We start from the raw sequence: 19,203 nt of genomic DNA, 5'->3' as shown, positions 1-19,203 counted from the left end.
GCACCGACCAGTCTATGCGGCGGCCAAGAGGCTGGCATTGCCACCCGCGGCGGTGGTGTCGACGCAGACCGCCCGCTCATGCGCATAGGCCGCCGGATTGAGCACCTCGCTGACCAGCGGCACGATCGGCCCGCTGCGCTCGGCGATGACCTTGCGCACGATGCGCGCCGCCTCGGGCGTGCCTGAAAAAGCAACGACATCGACGCGCAGCGAGCGCGCCTCGACAGGATCGGGGCGGCCGTCGATGGCCGCCAGCGGCAGGCCTTTCCCGGTCAATGCGGAGAGGGCCGCCGGGGCACCTGGCGCCACCGCCAGCACCGCATTGCCGGCGGCGAGCGCCTGAATGGTCTGCGCAAGCAGCGTGTCGGCGTCCGGCCCCAGGCACAGCACCCGGCCGCGCGGCGACAGCGACAGTGTGTTGGCCTCGCCGGTCGGGCCAGGCAAATCGACCTGACCGAAATCGATGCCGGCAGCGGCACCGATCGCCGCCGCGCCCTTGCCGCGCAGATGCTTCCTCAGAATGGCGATCCGGTCCGGCCGCGTCGACCAGCCGCCGAGTGCAGGATCGGGCAGATTGTCGGCCAGTTCGGTCGCCGTCACCTTATGGCCTTCGCCGACTTCCGTGCCCGCTTCCGGCCCCTTGCGGAAACGCCTGAGATAGTGCGGCCCGCCGGCCTTTGGCCCGGTGCCGGACAGGCCCTCGCCGCCAAATGGCTGCGAACCGACGACGGCGCCGATCTGGTTGCGATTGACGTAGATGTTGCCGGCATGGATGCCGTCGACGAAATGCTGCACGCGGCCCTCGATGCGCGTATGCAGGCCGAAGGTCAGGCCATAACCCTTGCGGTTGATGGCGGCGATGACGGCGTCGATCTGGTCGGCGTCGAAGGTCGCGACGTGCAGCACCGGCCCGAACACTTCGCGTTCCATCTCCTCGATGCCCTTGACGCGGAAGACGTGCGGCGCGACGAAGCGGCCGTCCTTAGGGGTTTCCAGCTTGGCGATCAGCCGCCCTTGCAGCCCCATCGTCGTGCAATAATCGCGGATCGAACTTTGCGCTTCATCGTCGATCACCGGCCCGACATCGGTCGAAATCCGCCAGGGATCGCCGACATTGAGCGCCTCCATGGCGCCCTTCAGCATCTCCAGCATCTTCTTCTCGACGTCTTTCTGCACATAGAGCACGCGCAGCGCCGAGCAGCGCTGGCCGGCGCTCTGGAACGCCGACGCCAGGATGTCGCGCACCGCCTGTTCGGGCAGTGCGGTGGAATCGACGATCATGGCATTGAGACCGCCGGTCTCGGCGATCAGCATGGCGTCCGGCGCGGCGGTCTCGGCCAGCTGTTTCTCGATCAGCTTGGCAACCTCGGTCGAGCCGGTGAAGCAGACGCCGGCAATACGCGGATCCGCTGTCAGCGGGCCGCCGACCGATGGGCCGTCGCCGGGCAGGAGCTGGATGACGTCTTCCGGCACGCCGGCCTCGCGCAGCATCTCGACGGCGCGGAAGGCGATCAGCGGCGTCTGCTCGGCCGGTTTGGCGATCACCGAATTGCCGGTGACGAGTGCTGCCGCGATCTGGCCGGTGAAGATGGCGAGCGGGAAATTCCACGGCGAAATGCACGCGATCGCGCCACGCGCTTGCGTGCCCGCCTCGGCATTCGCCGCCTCGGCGGCGTAGTAGCGCAGGAAGTCGACGGCCTCGCGCACCTCGGCAACGCCGTCGGCCAGCGATTTGCCGGCCTCGCGCGTGGCGAGCGCAAAGAACTCGACGGCATTGGCCTCGTAAAGGTCGGCCGCACGGTCAAGGATCGCGGCACGCTCGGCGACCGGCCGTTTTGCCCAGGCCGGCTGCGCCTCCACCGCGATGCGCACGGCGGTCGCGACTTGCTTGGCGGCGGCCTCGTGAACCGTGCCGACGACCTCGGAAGGCTTTGCCGGATTGACGATCTGGCGCTGCTTGCCGTAGCCGGCGGCGCGCGTGATCGGCTTGGCATGCCAGCGATCCGGCCCAGCAAAAGCCGCTTTGGCCTTGTCGATATCAGCCAGCGTCACCGTATCGGTGATGTCGAACCCTTTCGAGTTGCGACGGCCCGCGCCAAAAATCTGGGAAGGCCGGGCAATCGCCGGATTGGCGGCGGCACCCTGGTGTTCGACCGTTTCCAGTGGATCACGCGCGATGTCCTCCGGCTCGACCTCCTCGTCGGTCAGCTGATGCACGAAGGAGGAATTGGCGCCGTTCTCCAGCAGCCGGCGGACCAGATAGGCAAGCAGGTCGGAATGCGCGCCGACCGGCGCATAGATGCGGCAGCGCGTGCCTTCTGCCTTGCGCACCGTTTCATGCAGCGCCTCGCCCATGCCGTGCAGGCGCTGGAACTCGAATGTATCGCGGTTGTCAGCCATCGACAGAATGGCGGCGACGGTGTGGGCATTGTGGGTGGCGAATTGCGGATAGATTCGGCCTGTCATGCCAAGCAGTTTTTTCGCGCATGCGATGTAGGAAACGTCGGTGTTGGCCTTGCGCGTGAACACGGGATAGCCTGACAGCCCCAGCGTCTGCGCCCGCTTGATCTCGGTGTCCCAATAGGCGCCCTTGACCAGCCGAACCATGATGTTGCGATTGTACTTTTTGGCCAATTCATAGAGCCAGTCGATGGTGAAAGCCGCGCGCGGGCCATAGGCCTGCACGACGACGCCAAAACCGTTCCAGCCGGCGAGCTCCGGCTCGGCCAGCACACGCTCGATGACGTCGAGCGACAGATCAAGGCGGTCCGCCTCCTCGGCGTCGATGTTGAGGCCCATCCGCGAATGTCTGGCCGCCAGAGCCAGCGACAGCAGCCGCTCGGCCATCACGGGCAGCATTTCTTCCTTCTGCGCCACCTCGTAGCGCGGATGCAGCGCCGAGAGCTTGACCGAGATGCCGTGGTTGAAGCGGATATCGGGGCCGTTGGAGCCGGAATCGAGCGAGGAAATGGCATCGGCATAGGCCTTGTGGTAGCGCAAGGCGTCGGCTTCGGTGCGGGCAGCCTCGCCCAGCATGTCGAAGGAATAGAGGTAGCCCTTCTGGATCATCGGCCGGCCGCGCTTGACGGCTTCGGCGATGGTGCGGCCGAGTACGAACTGCTCGCCCATCTCGCGCATGGCGGCGGCCACCGCCTTGCGGATGACCGGTTCGCCAAGACGGCGCACCATCGAGCGCAGCGTGCCTTCGATGCCGCCCTCGCCTTCGTCGAGCACCCTGCCGGTCAGCATCAGCGCCCAGGTCGAGGCGTTGACGAAGATCGAGCTCGAACCGCCTGAATGCGCCGACCAGTCGTGCGGCGCGATCTTGTCGGCGATGAGATCGTCCATCGTCTCGGTATCGGGCACGCGCAGCAGCGCCTCGGCCAGGCACATCAGCGCCACGCCTTCCTTGGTGGAGAGACCATAGGCGGAGAGGAAGACTTCCATCAGGCGGGGATCGGTGGAGCCCCGCACCGCCCGCACCAGGTCGGCCGCGCGGACCGAGATCGCCTTGCGGTCTCCTGCCGAAAGCCCGGTCGCCTCGGCTAATCGCTTAACCGCTGCGTCTTCGTCGGGCAAATAGTTGGCACGGATCTGCTGGCGGATGGCGTCGAGCGGCATGGCGGTCCTATGAGCAAGCATAAGGGAACGGGCCGGCGGTCACCGGACCGAATGGCGCAAGCTAGCACAAGTACCAGATTTCAGGCGGTCTGAAAAAATCGACAGCGTAGATCAATTGACCTATGATGGCGCTAAGAATCGCTGATTTAGGCTGCAGTTTCGATGACAGAAGACCAATTGGACCGCATCGACAGGAACATCCTGTCGGCGCTGGCCGGCAATGGCCGGCTTTCCATGTCGGAACTGGCCGCCAAGGTCGGCCTGTCGAAGACACCGGTGCAGGCGCGGGTGAAGCGGCTGGAGAAGGACGGCTATATCAGGGGATACCAGGCGATCATCGACCGCGAGCGCATGGGCGAAGGCCATGTCGCCTTCGTCCAGGTGAAATTGTCGGACACCCGATCCGCCGCGCTCGATGCCTTCAACCGGTCCGTACAGGCCGTGCCGGAGATCGAGCAGTGCCACATGATGGCGTCGAGCTTCGACTATCTCCTGAAGGTCCGTACCAGGGATATCGCCGCCTATCGCCGCGTGCTCGGCGAGCGTATATCGGCCTTGCCACACGTCGCCCAGACCTCAACCTTCGTGGCGATGGAGACGGTGAAGGACCGGTAGACGCTTAATGGCCGGCGCGTGACTTCGGCTTGCCCGGCTCGAAGCTGATGCGCAATTTCGATCCGGTCGCCTTTGCGAAGCGCTGCAAGGTTCGGGTCGAGGGCATGTTTCGGCCGCTCTCCAGGCGAGCGATGACGGCTTGTGTAGTTCCCATGGCCGCAGCGACCTGTTCCTGAGTCATATCGGCGTCGCCTCGTGCCCTGATCAAGGCTTCGGCTATGGCGAATTCTTCCTCCAAGGCATCGTATTCGACAACGAATTGCGGGTCCTTGAACCACTCCTTGGCGGCGTCCTCGACAGAAATTGCTTTTCGGCTCATGGAACCTCCTTCGCTCGCTTTAGGGCAAGCTCGATCTCGTTTCGCGGCGTCTTCTGGGTCTTCTTGGCAAACACCCGCACCACAACCACGCGGCGTTCGAAAGCAGTGACATAGACCGCGCGAGCAATGCCATCCCGGCCCTTCATCCGCATTTCCCAGAGCGGGCCTTCCAGATGCTTCACATATGGTTCATGGACTTTCTGCAGCCCATGCACTTCGATCAGCCGCGATATCCGCAGAAAACTGGCGAGAATATCTTTTGGCTGGGCCTCCAGCTCCCGTCTCACCTCGACATTGAGAAACTCGACTGACCAGCTCATCGGGTTAGAACATATCTTTTTTGCAATATTTTTTCAACTGCTCAGCATGCGACTGACAGTCCTTGGCGTCATTCCGACAGCGTCTTCAGGAAGGCCACCAGCGCGGCGCGCTCGCGGTCCGACAGCTCCAGTGGATGGATCTCGGATGTCCCCTCCACACTTGGCGCGGCCTTGGCGTAGTGCGCCACAACCTCGTCGAGCGATGAAAACTGCCCGGCATGCATGTAGGGCGGCCGCGTCGCCGCACCGCGCAACGACGGCGTCTTGTAGGCGCGCACAAGTTCCGGCGCATCCTTGACCATGAAGCGCAGTTCGCCGCAGGCACTGGCGTCGCCATCGCGATAGGCGCCGAAGCAGTTGAACGGGTCGGCCTCGACCTGGGCCACCGCATCGACCCGCCCACGATCCGCCGGCAGGCCAGCAACCGGCGGCACACCCGTGTTGTGAAAACCGTTGTCGCTGAAGCGCGGGCCCTTGTGGCAGGTCACGCAATTGGCCTTGCCGATGAACAGTTTCAGCCCAAGGATTTCTTCTTGCGAAAAGGCCGCGTCGCCTGTCGGTTCGGCGCCTGTGGCAAGGTCCAGCGCAAAGCGGTCGAAGCGCGTCGGCGCCGGCTCGATCGAGCGTTCGAAAGCGGCGATCGCCTTGCCGATATTGGCGAAGATGCGGTTGACCGCATCACGCTGCGCGCCGCTCATCGCGTTCCAGGCTGCCCTTTCCGCATCGCTTCCAAGCGGGCTGGCATTCGGCGGAATGCCGGGCAAATCAGGCAATGGCCCGAAGATCCGCTCATAACGTTCGCCGAAGCGTGTCTTCATGTAATGCGCATAGGCGGTGCGGTTTCCCGCCTGTTCCAACGGGTTTTCGAGCGGTGTCAGCGCCTGCGCCCACAGGCTGTCGCGACGTCCGTCCCAGAAGAACCAGGGGTCGCGCGCCACTCCGGCCAGCGGCATGGTGCGCCGGTTGGTCCGGCCGACGCCGACCGCCTGCGGGAGATCGTCCTGGAACTGGCGGTCGATCTTGTGGCAGGTCGAGCAGGACACCGTACCGTCGCGGCTCATCCCGACGTCGAAGAACAGCGTCGAGCCGAGTGCGGCGGCGGCTGGCACATCCGCAAAGCGATTGGTAGTGTCCGGCTTTAGCGTCGGCAGTGTGTTCAATGCCAGCGAAGCAATCGTTTTCTTCTCGGCGTCGGAAAAATCCGGCTTACCGCAACCGGCAAGGATCGCCGCCACCGTCAGTGCCAAAATGTAGAAAAAGCGCCTCATCGACCGCTCACAGCACCACGTTGAACAGCACAGTGTCGGAGCCCGCGCCGGACGATATGGCGAAACGCAGTTGCCACCAGCCGCTCATGGTGAATTTCACCCCTTCGATGCGGTAGCGTCCCTCGCCCAGGTAGTCGGTCGCCTGCGGGCTGGTCGGCAGACCGTGATTGTGTTGCGGCATGCCGCCGGAGATGGCGATCGCGGCGCGCTCCACCGAAGCCCCTGTCTTTGTCTTCAGCGTCAGCAGCCAGGATTCCAGCTCGCCCTGCCGCACCACGCCCCGTTCCGGCACGAAGCTCGCTACATACAACCCGTTGTCGGTTTTCTTCGTCCGCGAGACATCCGGGCCGACGGGCTGTGCCGAATGCGGCGCGGTCAGATAAACGGCCGCCAGCACGCCGACCAGCAAAGCAGCCAGACCAAGACCCACCAACAGATAACGCCATAACGATGCCAAACCGGTTCCTCTTCCGCGGATAACGTTCTGCCGGGCGGATCGCATCCCGCCAGCCTGTGGGAAAACGCTGTGGCGCAAAAATGCCTGCTTGCCAAGCATGGCGCTGCGCCCGGCAAAAAGCTACAGCACGCAAATCACTGGAGGATTGCAGATGGCGGGAAACGGCGTCGCCTCGATCGGCGAATGCATGCTGGAACTGTCGGGCCAGACCGGCCCGAACTGGCGCATGGGCTTTGCCGGCGACACGTTCAACACGCTGTGGGCGCTGCATGCGCTGAGCGGCGACCGGCCGGCAACCTATGTCTCGGCCTTCGGCGACGACCCTTTCTCGCAAGGCCAGATCGCTTTCTTCGCCGAAAACGGCATCCGCATCGGTTCCAGCCCGGTCATACCGGGCGCACGCCCCGGCCTCTACGCGATCACGCTGACCGGCGCAGAGCGTTCCTTCACCTACTGGCGCGGCGACGCCGCCGCCAGGCAGCTCGCGTCGGATCCAGCAGCACTGTCGAAAAATCTGGAAAATCAGGCGCTTGTGTACTTTTCTGGAATCACCTTGGCAATTCTGGACGATGCCGCGCGCAAGACACTGCTTGCAGCGGTGACCAAGGCACGCGCGGCGGGCTCGCTGATCGCTTTTGATCCGAATTATCGGCCCCGGCTCTGGCGCCGCCGCGAAGATGCGCAGGCAGCGATCGTCGCGGCGCTTGCCGTCACCGACATCGCATTGCCGACCTTCCCGGACGAGCAAATGCTGTTCGGTGATGAGACACCGCAGGCGACCGCTGATCGCCTCGGTCAATTGGTCAAGGAGGTCGTGGTCAAGAACGGCGAAGCGCCGGCCTTGATTGCCGATGGTGGAGCGTTGCGGGAGGTCGCCGCAATCCATGTAGCGGCGCCCGTGGACACGACAGGTGCCGGGGATTCCTTCAACGGCGGCTATCTCGCCGCACGGCTTGCCGGGTTTGGTCCGACGGATGCTGTCGGGCACGCGCACCGCGTTGCCGCCGCCGTCGTGCAGGTCCGCGGGGCGCTGGCGCCGTTCGAGACGCTACGAGCGGCGTTCGACAAGTCCTGAAAAAGTTAACCCTGCCGGAACCGGTATTCGGTCACGTGGTGGTAGATTGCGCCCGGCCATAGCGTCGCCTGCGGGAAATAGGGCCGGTTCGGCGCGTCCGGCCATATCTGCGGCTCCAGGCAAAAACCGCTGAAGGCCTTGTAATTTCGTCCATCCAGGCCAGTGCGTGGCGTCACATATTGGCCGGTATAGAGCTGAACACCAGGCTCCGTGGTCCAGACTTCCATCTCGACGCCGGAATTCGCCCCTTGCACCCACGCTGCCTGCTTGAGCGGCCCGCGTGTCGCGGCCAGGCAGAAATTCTGGTCGTAGGGAAGCTGCTCACCCTCGGTCTCCATGCGCAGCGGCCGCGCCTGGCGAAAATCGAAAGGCGTGCCGTCGACCGGCTTGACCACGCCGGTCGGGATCATGTCGCCGTCGACAGGCAGATAGGCGCCGGCGTTCAGCATCATCCTGTGGTCGAGAATGTCGCCCGTGCCGCCATCATCGAGGTTGAAGTAGGAATGCTGGGTGAGATTGCACGGCGTCGGCTCCTCGCAGGTCGCCGTCAGTTCGACGCTGAGCGTGCCGGGAATTTTCAGCCGGTAGGTGCAGGTAACGTCGAGCGCGCCGGGAAAGCCCATCGCGCCATCGGGATCATGCAGCGTCAGCGTGACGAAGTCCCTACCATGCAGTGAAACCGTCCATGGCCGGTGGGAGTAGCCTTGCGAGCCGCCATGCAGCGTATGCTTGTCCAGGAAGTTGCGCTCGGTCTGGTAGCGGTTGCCGCCAATCGTGAAGCGGCCGTCGCCGATGCGGTTGGCGTAGCGCCCGACCACGGCCCCGAAGAAGCCAGTGTCGGTCTCATAGGCCTCCAGATTGCTGTAGCCGAGGACCAACGGCGCATCATGCCCGGTCAGGCGAAGGTCCTGGACGATGGCGCCAAGCCCGATGATGTTGGCGGTGAGGCCGCCGCCCCTGATGGTGAAGCGGCGGATCGGTTCGCCCGCCTGCGTCGTGCCGAAAACCTCGCCGTCCTTCATCATCATGCCCGCAAATGCCAGTGGATCCAAAGGACTTCGGCTGGTTGTTCAGCCCTGAGGCAGGTTTACAAGCCTGCCCCAGCACCAGCCTATCAGAGGCCGAGGCCGCCGATGCACACATATTTGGTATCGAGGTAGTCCTCAATGCCCTGATGTCCGCCTTCCTTGCCAAGTCCGGATTCCTTGACGCCGCCGAACGGTGCCTCCGGGGTGGTGATGAGGCCTTCATTGACGCCGACCATGCCGTATTTCAGGCCTTCCATGACCCGGAAGGCGCGGCCGAGATCGCCGGTATAGAAATAGCAGGCAAGGCCGAACTCGGTGTCGTTGGCAAGCGCGACGGCCTCTTCCTCGGTTTCGAACTTGAACACGGGTGCGACCGGGCCAAAGATCTCTTCCTTCATGAAGCGCATTTTCGGCGTCGCGTTGGCGATGACCGTCGGCTGGAAGAATGAGCCGCCGAGCGCGTGGCGATGACCGCCTGCGACGACCTTGCCGCCCTTCGAAGTGGCATCGGCGATCAGCTCCTCGACCTTCTCGACCGCCTTCTCGTCGATCAGTGGCCCCTGCTGGACGCCCTCTTCGAGGCCGGAACCGACCTTCAGTCCGTTGCTGGCCGCGGCGAGCTTCTCGACGAACTTGTCGTAAACACCGGCCTGGACGAGGAAGCGGTTGGTGCAGACGCAGGTCTGGCCGGAATTGCGGTATTTGGCGGTGATCGCGCCGGCCACGGCACGGTCGATGTCGGCGTCGTCGAAGACGATGAACGGCGCATTGCCGCCGAGTTCCATAGACACCTTCTTGACGGTGACCGACGATTTCTGGATCAGGATCTTGCCGACCTCCGTCGAGCCGGTGAAGGTGATCTTCTTGACCAGCGGATTGGCGCAGATCTCGTCGCCGATCTCGCCGGCGGCGCCCGTCAGGATGTTGACGACGCCCTTGGGAAAGCCCACTTCCTCGGCCAGTGCGCCCCAGGCAAGGCCGGAATACGGCGTCTGCGAGGCCGGCTTGACGACGGCGGTGCAGCCTGCGGCAAGTGCGGGACCGAGCTTGCGGGCCAGCATCGAGGACGGGAAATTCCACGGCGTGATGGCGGCGATGACGCCGACCGGTTCCTTGGTCACCAGGATGCGGCGGTCCGCCCATGGCGAGGGCACGACGTCGCCATAGGTGCGGCGGCCTTCTTCGGCGAACCACAGGATGTAGGCGGCAGCCGAACCGATCTCGCCCTTGGATTCGAACAGCGACTTGCCCTGCTCGATGGTGAGCAGTTCGGCCAGCACGTCCTGATTGTCCATCATCGCATCATGCAGCTTGCGCAGCAGCTTGGAGCGCTCGAGCGCGGTCGTCTTGCGCCAGGTCTTGAAAGCTTCGTCGGCCGCCTCGATGGCGCGGCGTGTCTCGGCCTTGCCCGACTTCGGCACCGTGCCGATCTTGAGGCCGGTAGCCGGATTGTTCACATCGACCGTCTGGCCGCTGTCGGCCTGCACCCACTCGCCGTTGATGAGATTGGCCTGGCGCATGAAATGGCTGGTTTTCTGAAGCATGGTCTAGCCTCCGTTCGGCGCTCACGGGCCGCTATCTGGATGTCTTCGGTAAAGCGCAGGCGGGGCCGCACGCTGGAGCCATTGCTCTTAACCTAGGGAAAGCCCCGCAAGCAATCGCAAGATGGCATATAGGGGTTGGACCAGCGCAAGGCGAGAGCGAGCGGCACACGCCGTCGTCAATCTCACCCGAAGACATGCAGGACCACCGTCAGCCAGAAAGCGGTGGTGAGCACGGCGCAGGCAGTCGCGATGGTCATCTGGTTCGACGCCAGTGCCTGGCCGGTGTTGAACTGGACGGCGATGAGATAGGAGTTGATGCCGGAGGGCAGCGCCGCCACCACGACCGCCACCTTGGCCGTCAACGACGGCAGGCCGAGCAGCCAGACGAAGGCAAGAACCAGCGCCGGCATCAGGAACAGCTTCAGCACCGAAAGCGCCAGCGCCGGGCGGACATTGCCCGATATGCCGAAACGGCGCAGGCTGAGCCCCATGGCGAACAGCGCCACCGGCCCGGCCGTATTCGCCAGCGCATCGACCAGCCGCATGACGAAACCGGGCAGCGGCACGCCGCTGAGCCGCCATGCCAGCCCCAGGAGAATGCCGATGATCAGCGGGTTGACGAACAGCCGTCTCAGGAAGCCGCGCAGGACCCGCAACGGATGTAGCTGTTCGCCGCTGCCCCGGCCGAACATCTCGAACAGCACGATCGACGCCATCATCATGATCGGCAGATGCACCGAGACCAGCAGCGACAGCACTTCGAAGCCGCTCGGACCGAATATGCCAAGGATGAAGGGGGCACCGAGCAGCACGATATTGGAATAGGCCGACGACACCCCGCCGACCACCCCGGCGCGCGCATCGCGACCGAAGATCCGCGTGGTGACGGCATGGCCCGCCGCCCAGGTGATCGCCGCGGCCGTGAAATAGGCGCCCCATAGCGGCCAAGGCGCCACGCCATGGAAATCCGCCTTGACCATGGTCTGGAACAGGAGCAGCGGCATTGCCACAGAGACCGCGAAGTCGGATATCCCCTCGCCGCTCGCCGGCCTCAAATAGCCTGTGAGCCCAGCGAGATAGCCGAGCGCGACAAGACTGAAGACGAACAGGACGGTTTCGGTGAGCGGAGACATTTTTCAGGGATAGGCGACCCACGGTCGCGGCGCAATCGCGCCCGAATTTGATCATCGTCGGCAGGCAAGCTTTACCGAAGCCGGCTACACGATCCCCATGCCGCTCACCGACCAGAAGATCGATCTGGTGAAGCAGCAGCTCGCCAAAAAGTGAGGCATGAGACGCGGCCGACGCCTGGCTTGTCTTTGTGCCCGCTTTCCAATCCCTATATGCGAATGGTTGGGACCCGATGCGGACTCATGGAAGGGGTGGCGATGATCCGGTTAGCCTTGGCGTTGTTCCTGCTTGTGGTCCCCGCCGCCGCGCACGCGACGGACGCCGGCTGGGCGCTGCTGCGCGACGGCGGCCATGTCGTACTGCTGCGCCATGCCATGGTCACCGGCACCACCGACCCCGCCAATTTCGACATCGGCAATTGCGCCACCCAGGTCAATCTGTCGGCGCGCGGCAAGCAGCAGGCAAGCAAGATCGGCGCCCTGTTTGCCGCCCGCGCGGCTCCCATCGAGCGCATTCTGTCCAGCCGCTATTGCCGCTGCCTCGACACGGCACGCACCGCCTTCGAGGCCGAGCCGGAGCCTTTTCCACCGCTCGACCTCCTGAAGGGCGACGATGCACAGAAAGCAGCGCAGATCGCCGCCATCATGAAGGAAATCCGCGCCTATTCCGGCTCCGACAATCTGGTCCTGGTCACCCATCTGGAAAACATCGTGGCGCTCACCGGCGTCTCGCCGCGCGAGGGCGAGGCCGTGGTCGTCGAACCGCAGGGCGACGGCCTGCGCGTGCTTGGCCGCGTCACCTTCTGAGGCTGCAGCTCCCGATTGCAGACGCGGCCTCCCAGTGTTGCCGAAATGCCACGCCGAAAGAAGCCGCGAATTCGACACGACAATGCCGCTTGCGACAACCCGTCGCAGGGGCTATAGGCGCGCTCCCGGTCACGAAAACCGAAGCGAGCACAACGGTTGGAGCTTTCGTCTCCGCCCGTGCAGGCGGCTTTGCCGCCCTGTGTACGGCGCCGCTTTGGGGATTGGGATCGCGGATGTAGCTCAACTGGGAGAGCGCCGGACGTAATCCGGAGGTTGTGGGTTCGAGTCCCGTCGTCTGCACCACGGATAGCTCAGCTGGGAGAGCATCAGACTCATAATCTGACTGTCGAAGGTTCGATTCCTTCTCCATTGGCCTGATAAGCCAGCACCTACCAGGTGTTATCTGAAACGGTCCGGGGACTGGAATGCTGAAGACCTAACGGACGGCCAAAGCCTTCGGGCCAAGGCCGTATCGAAAGGTCTGACGCCATCGGCTCGCGGCCAGGCTCGCGGTGATGGTCAAGGCGCAACGTCGCCGGCAACGGAGACTTTTGGCCTCCGGCGCCCGCTTCACTGCCCCGCGATCCGCTCCCGAGGACCCGCCACGGATTGATGCCACCAGTCCCCGGATCATTCGTGCCGGAATTGGAAGTGACACGAGAAACGAAGGGAAGATCGACGCATGACGTGACGCCTCGCATGGGGCCATGCCCGACAGGAGTAAGACAATGACGACCATTCTCGACAAGGTTCTTGGACGCGAGCGCGTCCTCGTAAAGGAAAACGAACGTGCCCTCACCCTCTACAAGGGAGAGATCAAGGCTGTCCTGCTGCCGGGTGAGCACTTGCTCGCCAACCGGAACCAGAGCCTTGAGGTGTCCCGGCACGATCTGAAGAACCCGGAATTCGTTTCGGCGTACGAGAAGGCGTTGTTCGACAAGCTCCCGGACGTGGCCGCGCGTCATTTCACCGTCGGCCGCACCGGGCGCACGGAGGTCGCAATCATCGAGCGTGACGGCAACCTCCATTCCGTGCTGGCGCCGGACCGCAAGCTGGTGCTGTGGACCGATGCCGGACCGTGGAAGGTGACGATGATCGAAACGTCGGCCGATCTTGCCATCGATCCGGCGGTCATGCGCCGGCTCGGCCAGGCCCGGAAGGCGGAGTTGATGTCCGTCCATCCGGTTCTGGATGGTCAGGCCGGATTGCTGTTCGTCGACGGTGTCCTTGTGCGGACGCTTGCCGCTGGCGTGCACGGCTTCTGGAACGTCGGACGGATGGTGCAGATCAAGGTCGTCGACCTCAAGCGCCAGTCGCTCGACGTCGCCGGGCAGGAAGTGCTGACCAGGGATCGCGTCACGATCCGCGTCAACATCGCCGCCGAATACCGGGTCGTCGATCCGGTCAAGGCGGTGAGCGCGGTGAAGGACTTCTCCGAGGCCCTCTACCGTGCCCTGCAATACGCCTTCCGCAAGACGTTGGGCGCGCTCACCCTCGACCAGATCCTTGAAAAGAAGGTGACGGTCGACGAAGAGGCGGCGGCCAAGGTCCGGGCCGACATGGCCGAGATCGGGGTCGAGGTCAGCGATATCGCGCTCAAGGATGTCATCTTGCCGGGCGAGATGCGCGAGATCCTCAACCAGGTGGTTTCGGCCGAAAAGCAGGCCGAGGCCAATGTCATCCGCCGCCGCGAGGAGACGAACGCCACGCGTTCTCTGCTCAACACGGCCAGGGTGATGGCGGAGAACCCGGTGATGCTGAGGCTGAAGGAGCTCGAGGCTCTGGAAACCATCGCCGGCAAGGTCGAGCGGCTGACCGTCCACAACGGAACGGGCGGGCTGTTGAACGACCTGGTCAAGCTCCGCGACGGCTGAGCTTACGCTACGTCAATGGAAGGGCCGCCGGGTCAACCGGCGGCCCTTCTTGCATTTCCTGGGCGCCCTGCCCATCTGCGCCCGGCTTATCAGGCCTTTTCCTGCCGGAAAAAACCGATTAGACAGCGCCCAAACGAATGCGGACAGATTCCACCCGCAAAAAAGGAAAAGCCCCTTGTCCACCACGAACTCCACTACGTTCGACAAAGTCGCCAAGATCATTGCCGACACCAGCGAGATCGATATCGACACCATCACGCCCGAGAGCCACACCATTGACGATCTCGGTATCGACAGCCTCGATTTCCTCGACATCGTCTTCGCCATCGACAAGGAATTCGGCATCAAGGTGCCGCTGGAAAAGTGGACCCAGGAGGTCAATGACGGCAAGGCTTCGACCGACGATTACTTCGTCATGAAGAACCTGTGCGCCAAGATCGACGCGCTGGTTGCCGCCAAGACCGCCTGAGGTCATCAGGGCGCGTGACTTGACGCGCTCCGTCGCCTGACCCACAAAGCCGCCCATGAGCAGCCCCCACGACGTCGTCATCACTGGTATCGGCCTTGTTTCCTCGCTGGGGGAAGGTCCCGACGCCCATTGGCAGAAGCTGGCGCAACCCGGCCGGGAGCCGGTGCTCGAAGCCGCGCGCTTTGCACCCTACACCGTCCATCCGCTGCCCGAGATCGACTGGAACCTTCAGATCGCCAAGCGCGGCGACCAGCGGCAGATGGAGACATGGCAGAGGCTCGGCACCTATGCCGCCGGACTTGCGCTGGACGATGCCGGCATCAAGGGCAATGACGAACTCTGCTCCACGATGGACATGGTGGTGGCGGCCGGCGGCGGCGAGCGCGACGAAGCGGTCGACGCCGACATTCTCGCCGCTTCGGAAAACCGCAACGACCGCGACGTGCTGCTCAACGAGAAGCTGACCACCGAGCTGCGCCCAACGCTGTTCCTGGCGCAGCTGTCCAATCTGCTGGCCGGCAACATCTCCATCGTCCACAAGGTGACGGGGTCCTCGCGCACCTTCATGGGCGAGGAAGGCGCCGGCGTCGCCGCCGTCGAGACCGCGGCCGCGCGTATCCGCTCCGGCCAGTCGACGCACATCCTGGTCGGCGGCGCCTTCCAGACCGAACATTCCGACATGCTGCTCGGCTATGAGCTTGCCGGTTATCTGCATCGCCGCCCGTGGAAGCCTGTCTGGCAAAGGCAGGGCGCCGAGGGCGGCGGCGTGGTGTCAGGTTCCGGCGGCGCCTTCCTGGTGCTTGAGCAGCGCGAACACGCGGCAAGCCGGGGGCGCAAGATTTACGCCGAGCTCGGACAAGTCGTGTCCGGCCGCGCCAGACGGTCGCGCGGAGAACTCGACGCCGGGATCGCCGCTTTGCTCAAGCAGGCGTCGCCTGGCGGCAAGCTGCTCGCCATGTCGGGCGCGTCCGGCGCACATGCGGCAACCATTGCCGAGAAAGCGGCCCTCGACGCCAATCCGGCAATCGCCGCGCGCGGCTTCTCGACGCTGACCGGGCATATGAAGGAAGCACAGTTCCCATTCGCCGTGGCGCTGGCGGCATTGGCTGTCGACCGCAAGGCCGCCTACCCTGTTTTTGACGCTACGGCCGAAAAGCCATTCGAAGGCATTCCCGCGAGCGTCCTTGCAACGGCGATCGGCTATCACCAATTCGAGGGCATGGCGCTGGTCAACGCCGCCTGAGGCGGCGTTTCGCGATCATGCCGCAGAGATAAGAGGGGCTCCCGGATGGCCAATTTCAGAGATCACATGGGCAGGCCCGTTGTCGCCGTCACCGGCATCGGAGTGGTGACCTCGCTCGGCGTCGGCAAATCGGACAATTGGGCAGCGCTGACTTCGGGCAAGTCGGGCATCCACCCGATTACACGTTTCCCGGTCGATCACCTCAACACGCGTATCTCCGGTATGGTCGACTTTCTTGCATCGAGTTCGAAGGGCGCCAGCCCCCTCACCTACGAACTGGCCGAGACGGCCGCGAGCGAGGCCGTAGCCGAATCCGGCCTTGATTCGAGCGATTTCGGCGGTCCTCTCTTCCTTGCCTCGCCGCCGGTCGAACTCGACTGGCACGAGCGCTTCGCGCTCTACAATTCCGACAAGCAGAATTCCGGCGCCGAAAGGCTGCTGCGTGTGGCGCGCGGCCTGAAGGAACTCGATGTCTTCGAAACCACGCAGTTCGGCTCGATCGCCGACCGGCTCGCCGACCGGTTCGGCACGCGCGGCCTGCCGATCACGCTCTCGACGGCTTGCGCGTCCGGCGCCACCGCCATCCAGCTCGGCGTCGAGGCGATCCGCCGTGGCGAATGCGACCGGGCGCTCTCGATCGGCGCCGACGGCTCGGCGACCGCCGAGGCGTTGATCCGATTCTCGCTGCTGTCGGCTCTCTCCACCCACAACGACAATCCGGAAAAGGCTTCCAAGCCATTTTCCAAGGACCGTGACGGCTTCGTATTGGCGGAGGGGTCCGGCGCTCTGGTGCTGGAATCGCTGGAGGCGGCACTTGCTCGTGGCGCCGCCGTTCTCGGCATCCTCAGCGGTTGTGGCGAAAAGGCCGACGATTTCCACCGCACCCGCTCCAAGCCGGACGGTTCGCCGGCGATTGCCGCTGTCCGGGCGGCACTTGCCGATGCGGGCCTCGGCCAGGACGAGATCGACTATGTCAACGCCCATGGCACCTCGACGCCGGAAAACGACAAGATGGAGCACCTGTCGCTGTCGACGGTGTTTGGCGAGCGCATCGGCTCGATGCCCATCTCGTCCAACAAGTCGATGATCGGCCATACACTGTCGGCGGCGGGCGCGGTCGAAGCGGCGTTTTCGCTAATGACGATGCGCGAAAGCGTCATTCCCCCGACCATCAACTATGACAATCCCGACCCAGCGATCGTGCTCGACGTCGTGCCAAACAAGAAGCGCGATGCGCAGGTTCGCACCGTTCTGTCGAACTCCTTCGGCTTCGGCGGCCAGAACACTTGCCTTGTCATGGCGCGGGAACCGGTCTAAGCGAGCCCTTTCCGCTTAACAGAACCGACAGGCTCCATGCGCGCACTGCAACTTATCGAGGACCGCCGCCTTGAAACGGTGGACCTGCCGCCCCCGCCGCCCCCTGCGCGTGGCGAAGTCACGCTGCGCATCAAGGCTGTGGCGCTGAACCATATCGACGTCTGGGGCTGGCGTGGCATGGCCTTCGCCAAGCGCAAGCTGCCGCTGGTCGTCGGCGCCGAGGCCTCCGGCGAGGTCGAGACGGTCGGTCCCGGCGTTTCCAGCCTGCTGCCCGGACAATTGGTGTCGATCTACGGCGCTCGCACCTGCGGCCTCTGCCGTGCCTGCCGCGAAGGCCGCGACAATCTGTGCGAACATGTTTCTGGCGTTCACGGCTTCCATCTCGACGGCTTCGCGCAGGAGAAGATCAACCTGCCGGCGCGCCTGCTGGTCCCCGCCCCGCCCGGCGTGACCGATATCGGGGCCGCGGTGGCGCCCGTTACTTTCGGCACCGTCGAGCACATGCTGTTCGACAATGCCAGGCTGCAGCCTGGTGAGACGATCCTCGTCCATGCCGGCGGATCGGGCATCGGCTCGGCGGCTATCCAGTTGGCCAAGCGGATGGGCTGCACGATCATTACCACGGTCGGCTCGAACGACAAGATCGACAAGGCCAAGGCGCTCGGCGCCGACCATGTCATCAACTACCGCGACGATCGCTTCGAAGGCGTCGTGCGCAAGCTGACGAAGAAGAAGGGCGTCGACGTCGTGTTCGAACATGTCGGCGCCGACACCTTTGCCGGCTCGATGCTGTGCCTGAAGCGCGGTGGCCGACTGGTGACCTGCGGCTCGACCTCGGGCGTGTCGACGCAGATCAACCTGATGCAGCTCTTCCAGCAGCAGTTGAAACTGCTCGGATCCTTCGGTTGCCGCATGGAGAACATGGCCAACGCCATGCAGAAGATGGCCGCGGGACAAGTCGCGCCGGTCATCGACACCGAGGTTGGCTTCGACGATATCGATGCCGCGTTGAAGCGCATGGAAGGCCGCGACGTCTTCGGCAAGATCATCCTGCGCGTCGCCTAGAGCCTCGATTTCCGTGCTCAAGAAGCTTCGCCGGGATCTGAAATTTCGCTATGGCAGGCAACTGCGCCAGGTGAATTACTGGCTTGTCGCGCGCGCGGCGATGGTGATCATGTCGCTGCTGCGCCTGCTGCCGGTCGACAGCGCGCTGAATTTTGCTGACCGCACGGCTCGCCTCATCGGCCCAAGGGTCGGACGCCACCAGGTAGCCATCGACAATCTGCGCAAGGCCTATCCGGAAAAGAGCGACGGCGAAATCCAGGCTATCGCTTCCGACATGTGGGGCAACATGGCCCGCCTTGCCGCCGAATATATCTTCCTCGACGCCCTGTTCGACTATGACCCCGCGGCCGGCAAGCCGGGTCGGATCGAGGTCAAGGGAACAGAGCATTTCGTCGAGATCGCGGCCGAGAAGCAGCCGCACATCGTCTTCACCGGCCATCTCGGCAATTTCGAGCTGCTGCCGGTGGCGGCCGCGACCTTCGGCATGAACATCACGGCGCTGTTTCGCCCGCCCAACAACCCCTACCTTGCCGACTACATCCTTTCGACAAGGCGATCGACCATGGGAGGCTTGCTGCCTTCGATGGCCGGTGCATCGTTCGCGCTCGCGGGGGTCTTGGAGAATGGCGGCAATATCGGCGTTCTCGTCGACCAGAAATTCTCCAACGGCCTGGACACCACCTTCTTCGGCCGCCCCTGCCAGAGCAACCGCGTGCTCGGCACCCTTGCCCGCCACTATGACTGCGATGTCTACCCGGCACGTTGCGTCAGGTTACCGGGCAACCGCTTCCGGCTCGAGATCGAGGACAAGCTGGTCCTGCCGCGCACCGCCGACGGGAGCGTCGACGTGCATGCCACCACCCAGATGCTGAACGACGTCGTCGAGCGCTGGGTGCGCGAGGATCCCGGCCAGTGGATGTGGTTCCACAAAAGGTGGGAGATCAGCAACTGGCGGCGCAAGAAGCGCGCCAAGCCGGTTCCCGTCTCAGACGCTTGAACAGCCGCCGGCGGGAACGCGAGTTCCTCCGCCAGCAGACAATATCAGCGAACA

General features: G+C 64.1%; 17 protein-coding genes and 2 tRNA genes. 11 read left to right on the top strand and 8 right to left on the bottom strand.

The features are described 5' to 3' along the window. Positions 1-12: 12 nt before the first annotated feature. Positions 13-3,621, bottom strand: a complete 3,609-nt coding sequence (putA, locus tag FJ970_RS17295; protein WP_140758294.1) for a bifunctional proline dehydrogenase/L-glutamate gamma-semialdehyde dehydrogenase PutA — start codon at positions 3,619-3,621, stop codon at positions 13-15. Positions 3,622-3,783: 162 nt separating this feature from the next. Between putA and FJ970_RS17290 the strand changes: the two genes are divergently transcribed. Continuing rightward, on the top strand, positions 3,784-4,236 hold the full coding sequence (locus FJ970_RS17290) for an Lrp/AsnC family transcriptional regulator (RefSeq protein ID WP_027046935.1): 453 nt from the start codon (positions 3,784-3,786) through the stop codon (positions 4,234-4,236). A gap of 4 nt (positions 4,237-4,240) precedes the next feature. On the opposite strand, the gene FJ970_RS17285 is transcribed toward FJ970_RS17290, so the two are convergent. The 4 genes from FJ970_RS17285 to FJ970_RS17270 form a co-directional block, all read right to left on the bottom strand. Next, positions 4,241-4,555: a helix-turn-helix domain-containing protein gene (locus FJ970_RS17285; protein ID WP_140758293.1), complete on the bottom strand. Its 315-nt coding sequence runs from the start codon at positions 4,553-4,555 to the stop codon at positions 4,241-4,243. Then, positions 4,552-4,875, bottom strand: a complete 324-nt coding sequence (locus FJ970_RS17280) for a type II toxin-antitoxin system RelE/ParE family toxin (RefSeq protein WP_140758292.1) — start codon at positions 4,873-4,875, stop codon at positions 4,552-4,554. Before FJ970_RS17280 ends, FJ970_RS17285 begins: the two co-directional genes overlap by 4 nt. 68 nt (positions 4,876-4,943) lie before the next feature. Further along, positions 4,944-6,143, bottom strand: coding sequence for a cytochrome-c peroxidase (locus FJ970_RS17275; protein WP_140758291.1), 1,200 nt, complete (start codon positions 6,141-6,143; stop codon positions 4,944-4,946). A gap of 7 nt (positions 6,144-6,150) precedes the next feature. Beyond that, positions 6,151-6,600, bottom strand: coding sequence for a FixH family protein (locus tag FJ970_RS17270; protein WP_140758316.1), 450 nt, complete (start codon positions 6,598-6,600; stop codon positions 6,151-6,153). A 151-nt stretch (positions 6,601-6,751) separates the two neighbouring features. On the opposite strand from FJ970_RS17270, the gene FJ970_RS17265 reads away from it, so the two are divergent. After that, positions 6,752-7,675 carry a sugar kinase gene (locus FJ970_RS17265; RefSeq protein WP_140758290.1) on the top strand — a complete coding sequence of 308 codons (924 nt, stop codon included), beginning with the start codon at positions 6,752-6,754 and terminating at the stop codon, positions 7,673-7,675. A gap of 5 nt (positions 7,676-7,680) precedes the next feature. Here the strand turns inward: FJ970_RS17265 and FJ970_RS17260 are convergent, their stop codons facing one another. The 3 genes from FJ970_RS17260 to FJ970_RS17250 all read right to left on the bottom strand — a co-directional run bounded on the left by FJ970_RS17260 (position 7,681) and on the right by FJ970_RS17250 (position 11,380). Further along, positions 7,681-8,703 (bottom strand): aldose epimerase family protein, encoded by a 1,023-nt coding sequence (locus tag FJ970_RS17260; protein ID WP_140758289.1) that lies wholly within the window; start codon positions 8,701-8,703, stop codon positions 7,681-7,683. An 86-nt stretch (positions 8,704-8,789) separates the two neighbouring features. After that, entirely contained in the window at positions 8,790-10,247 is a 1,458-nt protein-coding gene (locus FJ970_RS17255; protein WP_140758288.1) for an NAD-dependent succinate-semialdehyde dehydrogenase, read from the bottom strand. Positions 10,248-10,429: 182 nt separating this feature from the next. Further along, positions 10,430-11,380, bottom strand: a complete 951-nt coding sequence (locus FJ970_RS17250) for an AEC family transporter (RefSeq protein ID WP_140758287.1) — start codon at positions 11,378-11,380, stop codon at positions 10,430-10,432. Between the two features lie 255 nt (positions 11,381-11,635). Between FJ970_RS17250 and FJ970_RS17245 the strand changes: the two genes are divergently transcribed. From FJ970_RS17245 to FJ970_RS17205, 9 genes are all read left to right on the top strand, one after another. Further along, positions 11,636-12,184 carry a histidine phosphatase family protein gene (locus FJ970_RS17245; RefSeq protein ID WP_140758286.1) on the top strand — a complete coding sequence of 183 codons (549 nt, stop codon included), beginning with the start codon at positions 11,636-11,638 and terminating at the stop codon, positions 12,182-12,184. A 229-nt stretch (positions 12,185-12,413) separates the two neighbouring features. Beyond that, positions 12,414-12,487: transfer RNA gene (locus FJ970_RS17240), tRNA-Tyr, on the top strand. 2 nt (positions 12,488-12,489) lie between these two features. Next, positions 12,490-12,557, top strand: a tRNA-Met gene (locus tag FJ970_RS17235). Between the two features lie 355 nt (positions 12,558-12,912). Continuing rightward, positions 12,913-14,058, top strand: coding sequence for a slipin family protein (locus FJ970_RS17230; protein WP_181178500.1), 1,146 nt, complete (start codon positions 12,913-12,915; stop codon positions 14,056-14,058). A gap of 175 nt (positions 14,059-14,233) precedes the next feature. Next, positions 14,234-14,527, top strand: a complete 294-nt coding sequence (locus FJ970_RS17225; RefSeq protein ID WP_027029416.1) for an acyl carrier protein — start codon at positions 14,234-14,236, stop codon at positions 14,525-14,527. 55 nt (positions 14,528-14,582) lie between these two features. Next, positions 14,583-15,770, top strand: a complete 1,188-nt coding sequence (locus tag FJ970_RS17220) for a beta-ketoacyl-ACP synthase (protein WP_140758285.1) — start codon at positions 14,583-14,585, stop codon at positions 15,768-15,770. A gap of 45 nt (positions 15,771-15,815) precedes the next feature. Beyond that, positions 15,816-17,087, top strand: coding sequence for a beta-ketoacyl-ACP synthase (locus tag FJ970_RS17215; RefSeq protein WP_140758284.1), 1,272 nt, complete (start codon positions 15,816-15,818; stop codon positions 17,085-17,087). Between the two features lie 36 nt (positions 17,088-17,123). Then, positions 17,124-18,152 carry a zinc-binding dehydrogenase gene (locus tag FJ970_RS17210; protein WP_140758283.1) on the top strand — a complete coding sequence of 343 codons (1,029 nt, stop codon included), beginning with the start codon at positions 17,124-17,126 and terminating at the stop codon, positions 18,150-18,152. A gap of 13 nt (positions 18,153-18,165) precedes the next feature. Further along, entirely contained in the window at positions 18,166-19,149 is a 984-nt protein-coding gene (locus FJ970_RS17205; RefSeq protein WP_181178498.1) for a lipid A biosynthesis lauroyl acyltransferase, read from the top strand. Positions 19,150-19,203 lie beyond the last annotated feature (54 nt).

Source organism: Mesorhizobium sp. B2-1-8, from assembly GCF_006442545.2.
GTDB lineage: Bacteria > Pseudomonadota > Alphaproteobacteria > Rhizobiales > Rhizobiaceae > Mesorhizobium.
Note: the sequence above shows the minus strand (reverse complement) of the source record. Positions and strands in the feature narration are given on the sequence as shown.

Coding starts and splice junctions, on each gene's coding strand:
- putA (WP_140758294.1), bottom strand. CDS start 3,621: ATGCCGCTCGACGCCATCCGCCAGCAGATCCGTGCCAACTATTTGCCC.
- FJ970_RS17290 (WP_027046935.1), top strand. CDS start 3,784: ATGACAGAAGACCAATTGGACCGCATCGACAGGAACATCCTGTCGGCG.
- FJ970_RS17285 (WP_140758293.1), bottom strand. CDS start 4,555: ATGAGCCGAAAAGCAATTTCTGTCGAGGACGCCGCCAAGGAGTGGTTC.
- FJ970_RS17280 (WP_140758292.1), bottom strand. CDS start 4,875: ATGAGCTGGTCAGTCGAGTTTCTCAATGTCGAGGTGAGACGGGAGCTG.
- FJ970_RS17275 (WP_140758291.1), bottom strand. CDS start 6,143: ATGAGGCGCTTTTTCTACATTTTGGCACTGACGGTGGCGGCGATCCTT.
- FJ970_RS17265 (WP_140758290.1), top strand. CDS start 6,752: ATGGCGGGAAACGGCGTCGCCTCGATCGGCGAATGCATGCTGGAACTG.
- FJ970_RS17260 (WP_140758289.1), bottom strand. CDS start 8,703: ATGATGATGAAGGACGGCGAGGTTTTCGGCACGACGCAGGCGGGCGAA.
- FJ970_RS17255 (WP_140758288.1), bottom strand. CDS start 10,247: ATGCTTCAGAAAACCAGCCATTTCATGCGCCAGGCCAATCTCATCAAC.
- FJ970_RS17250 (WP_140758287.1), bottom strand. CDS start 11,380: ATGTCTCCGCTCACCGAAACCGTCCTGTTCGTCTTCAGTCTTGTCGCG.
- FJ970_RS17245 (WP_140758286.1), top strand. CDS start 11,636: ATGATCCGGTTAGCCTTGGCGTTGTTCCTGCTTGTGGTCCCCGCCGCC.
- FJ970_RS17230 (WP_181178500.1), top strand. CDS start 12,913: ATGACGACCATTCTCGACAAGGTTCTTGGACGCGAGCGCGTCCTCGTA.
- FJ970_RS17220 (WP_140758285.1), top strand. CDS start 14,583: ATGAGCAGCCCCCACGACGTCGTCATCACTGGTATCGGCCTTGTTTCC.
- FJ970_RS17215 (WP_140758284.1), top strand. CDS start 15,816: ATGGCCAATTTCAGAGATCACATGGGCAGGCCCGTTGTCGCCGTCACC.
- FJ970_RS17210 (WP_140758283.1), top strand. CDS start 17,124: ATGCGCGCACTGCAACTTATCGAGGACCGCCGCCTTGAAACGGTGGAC.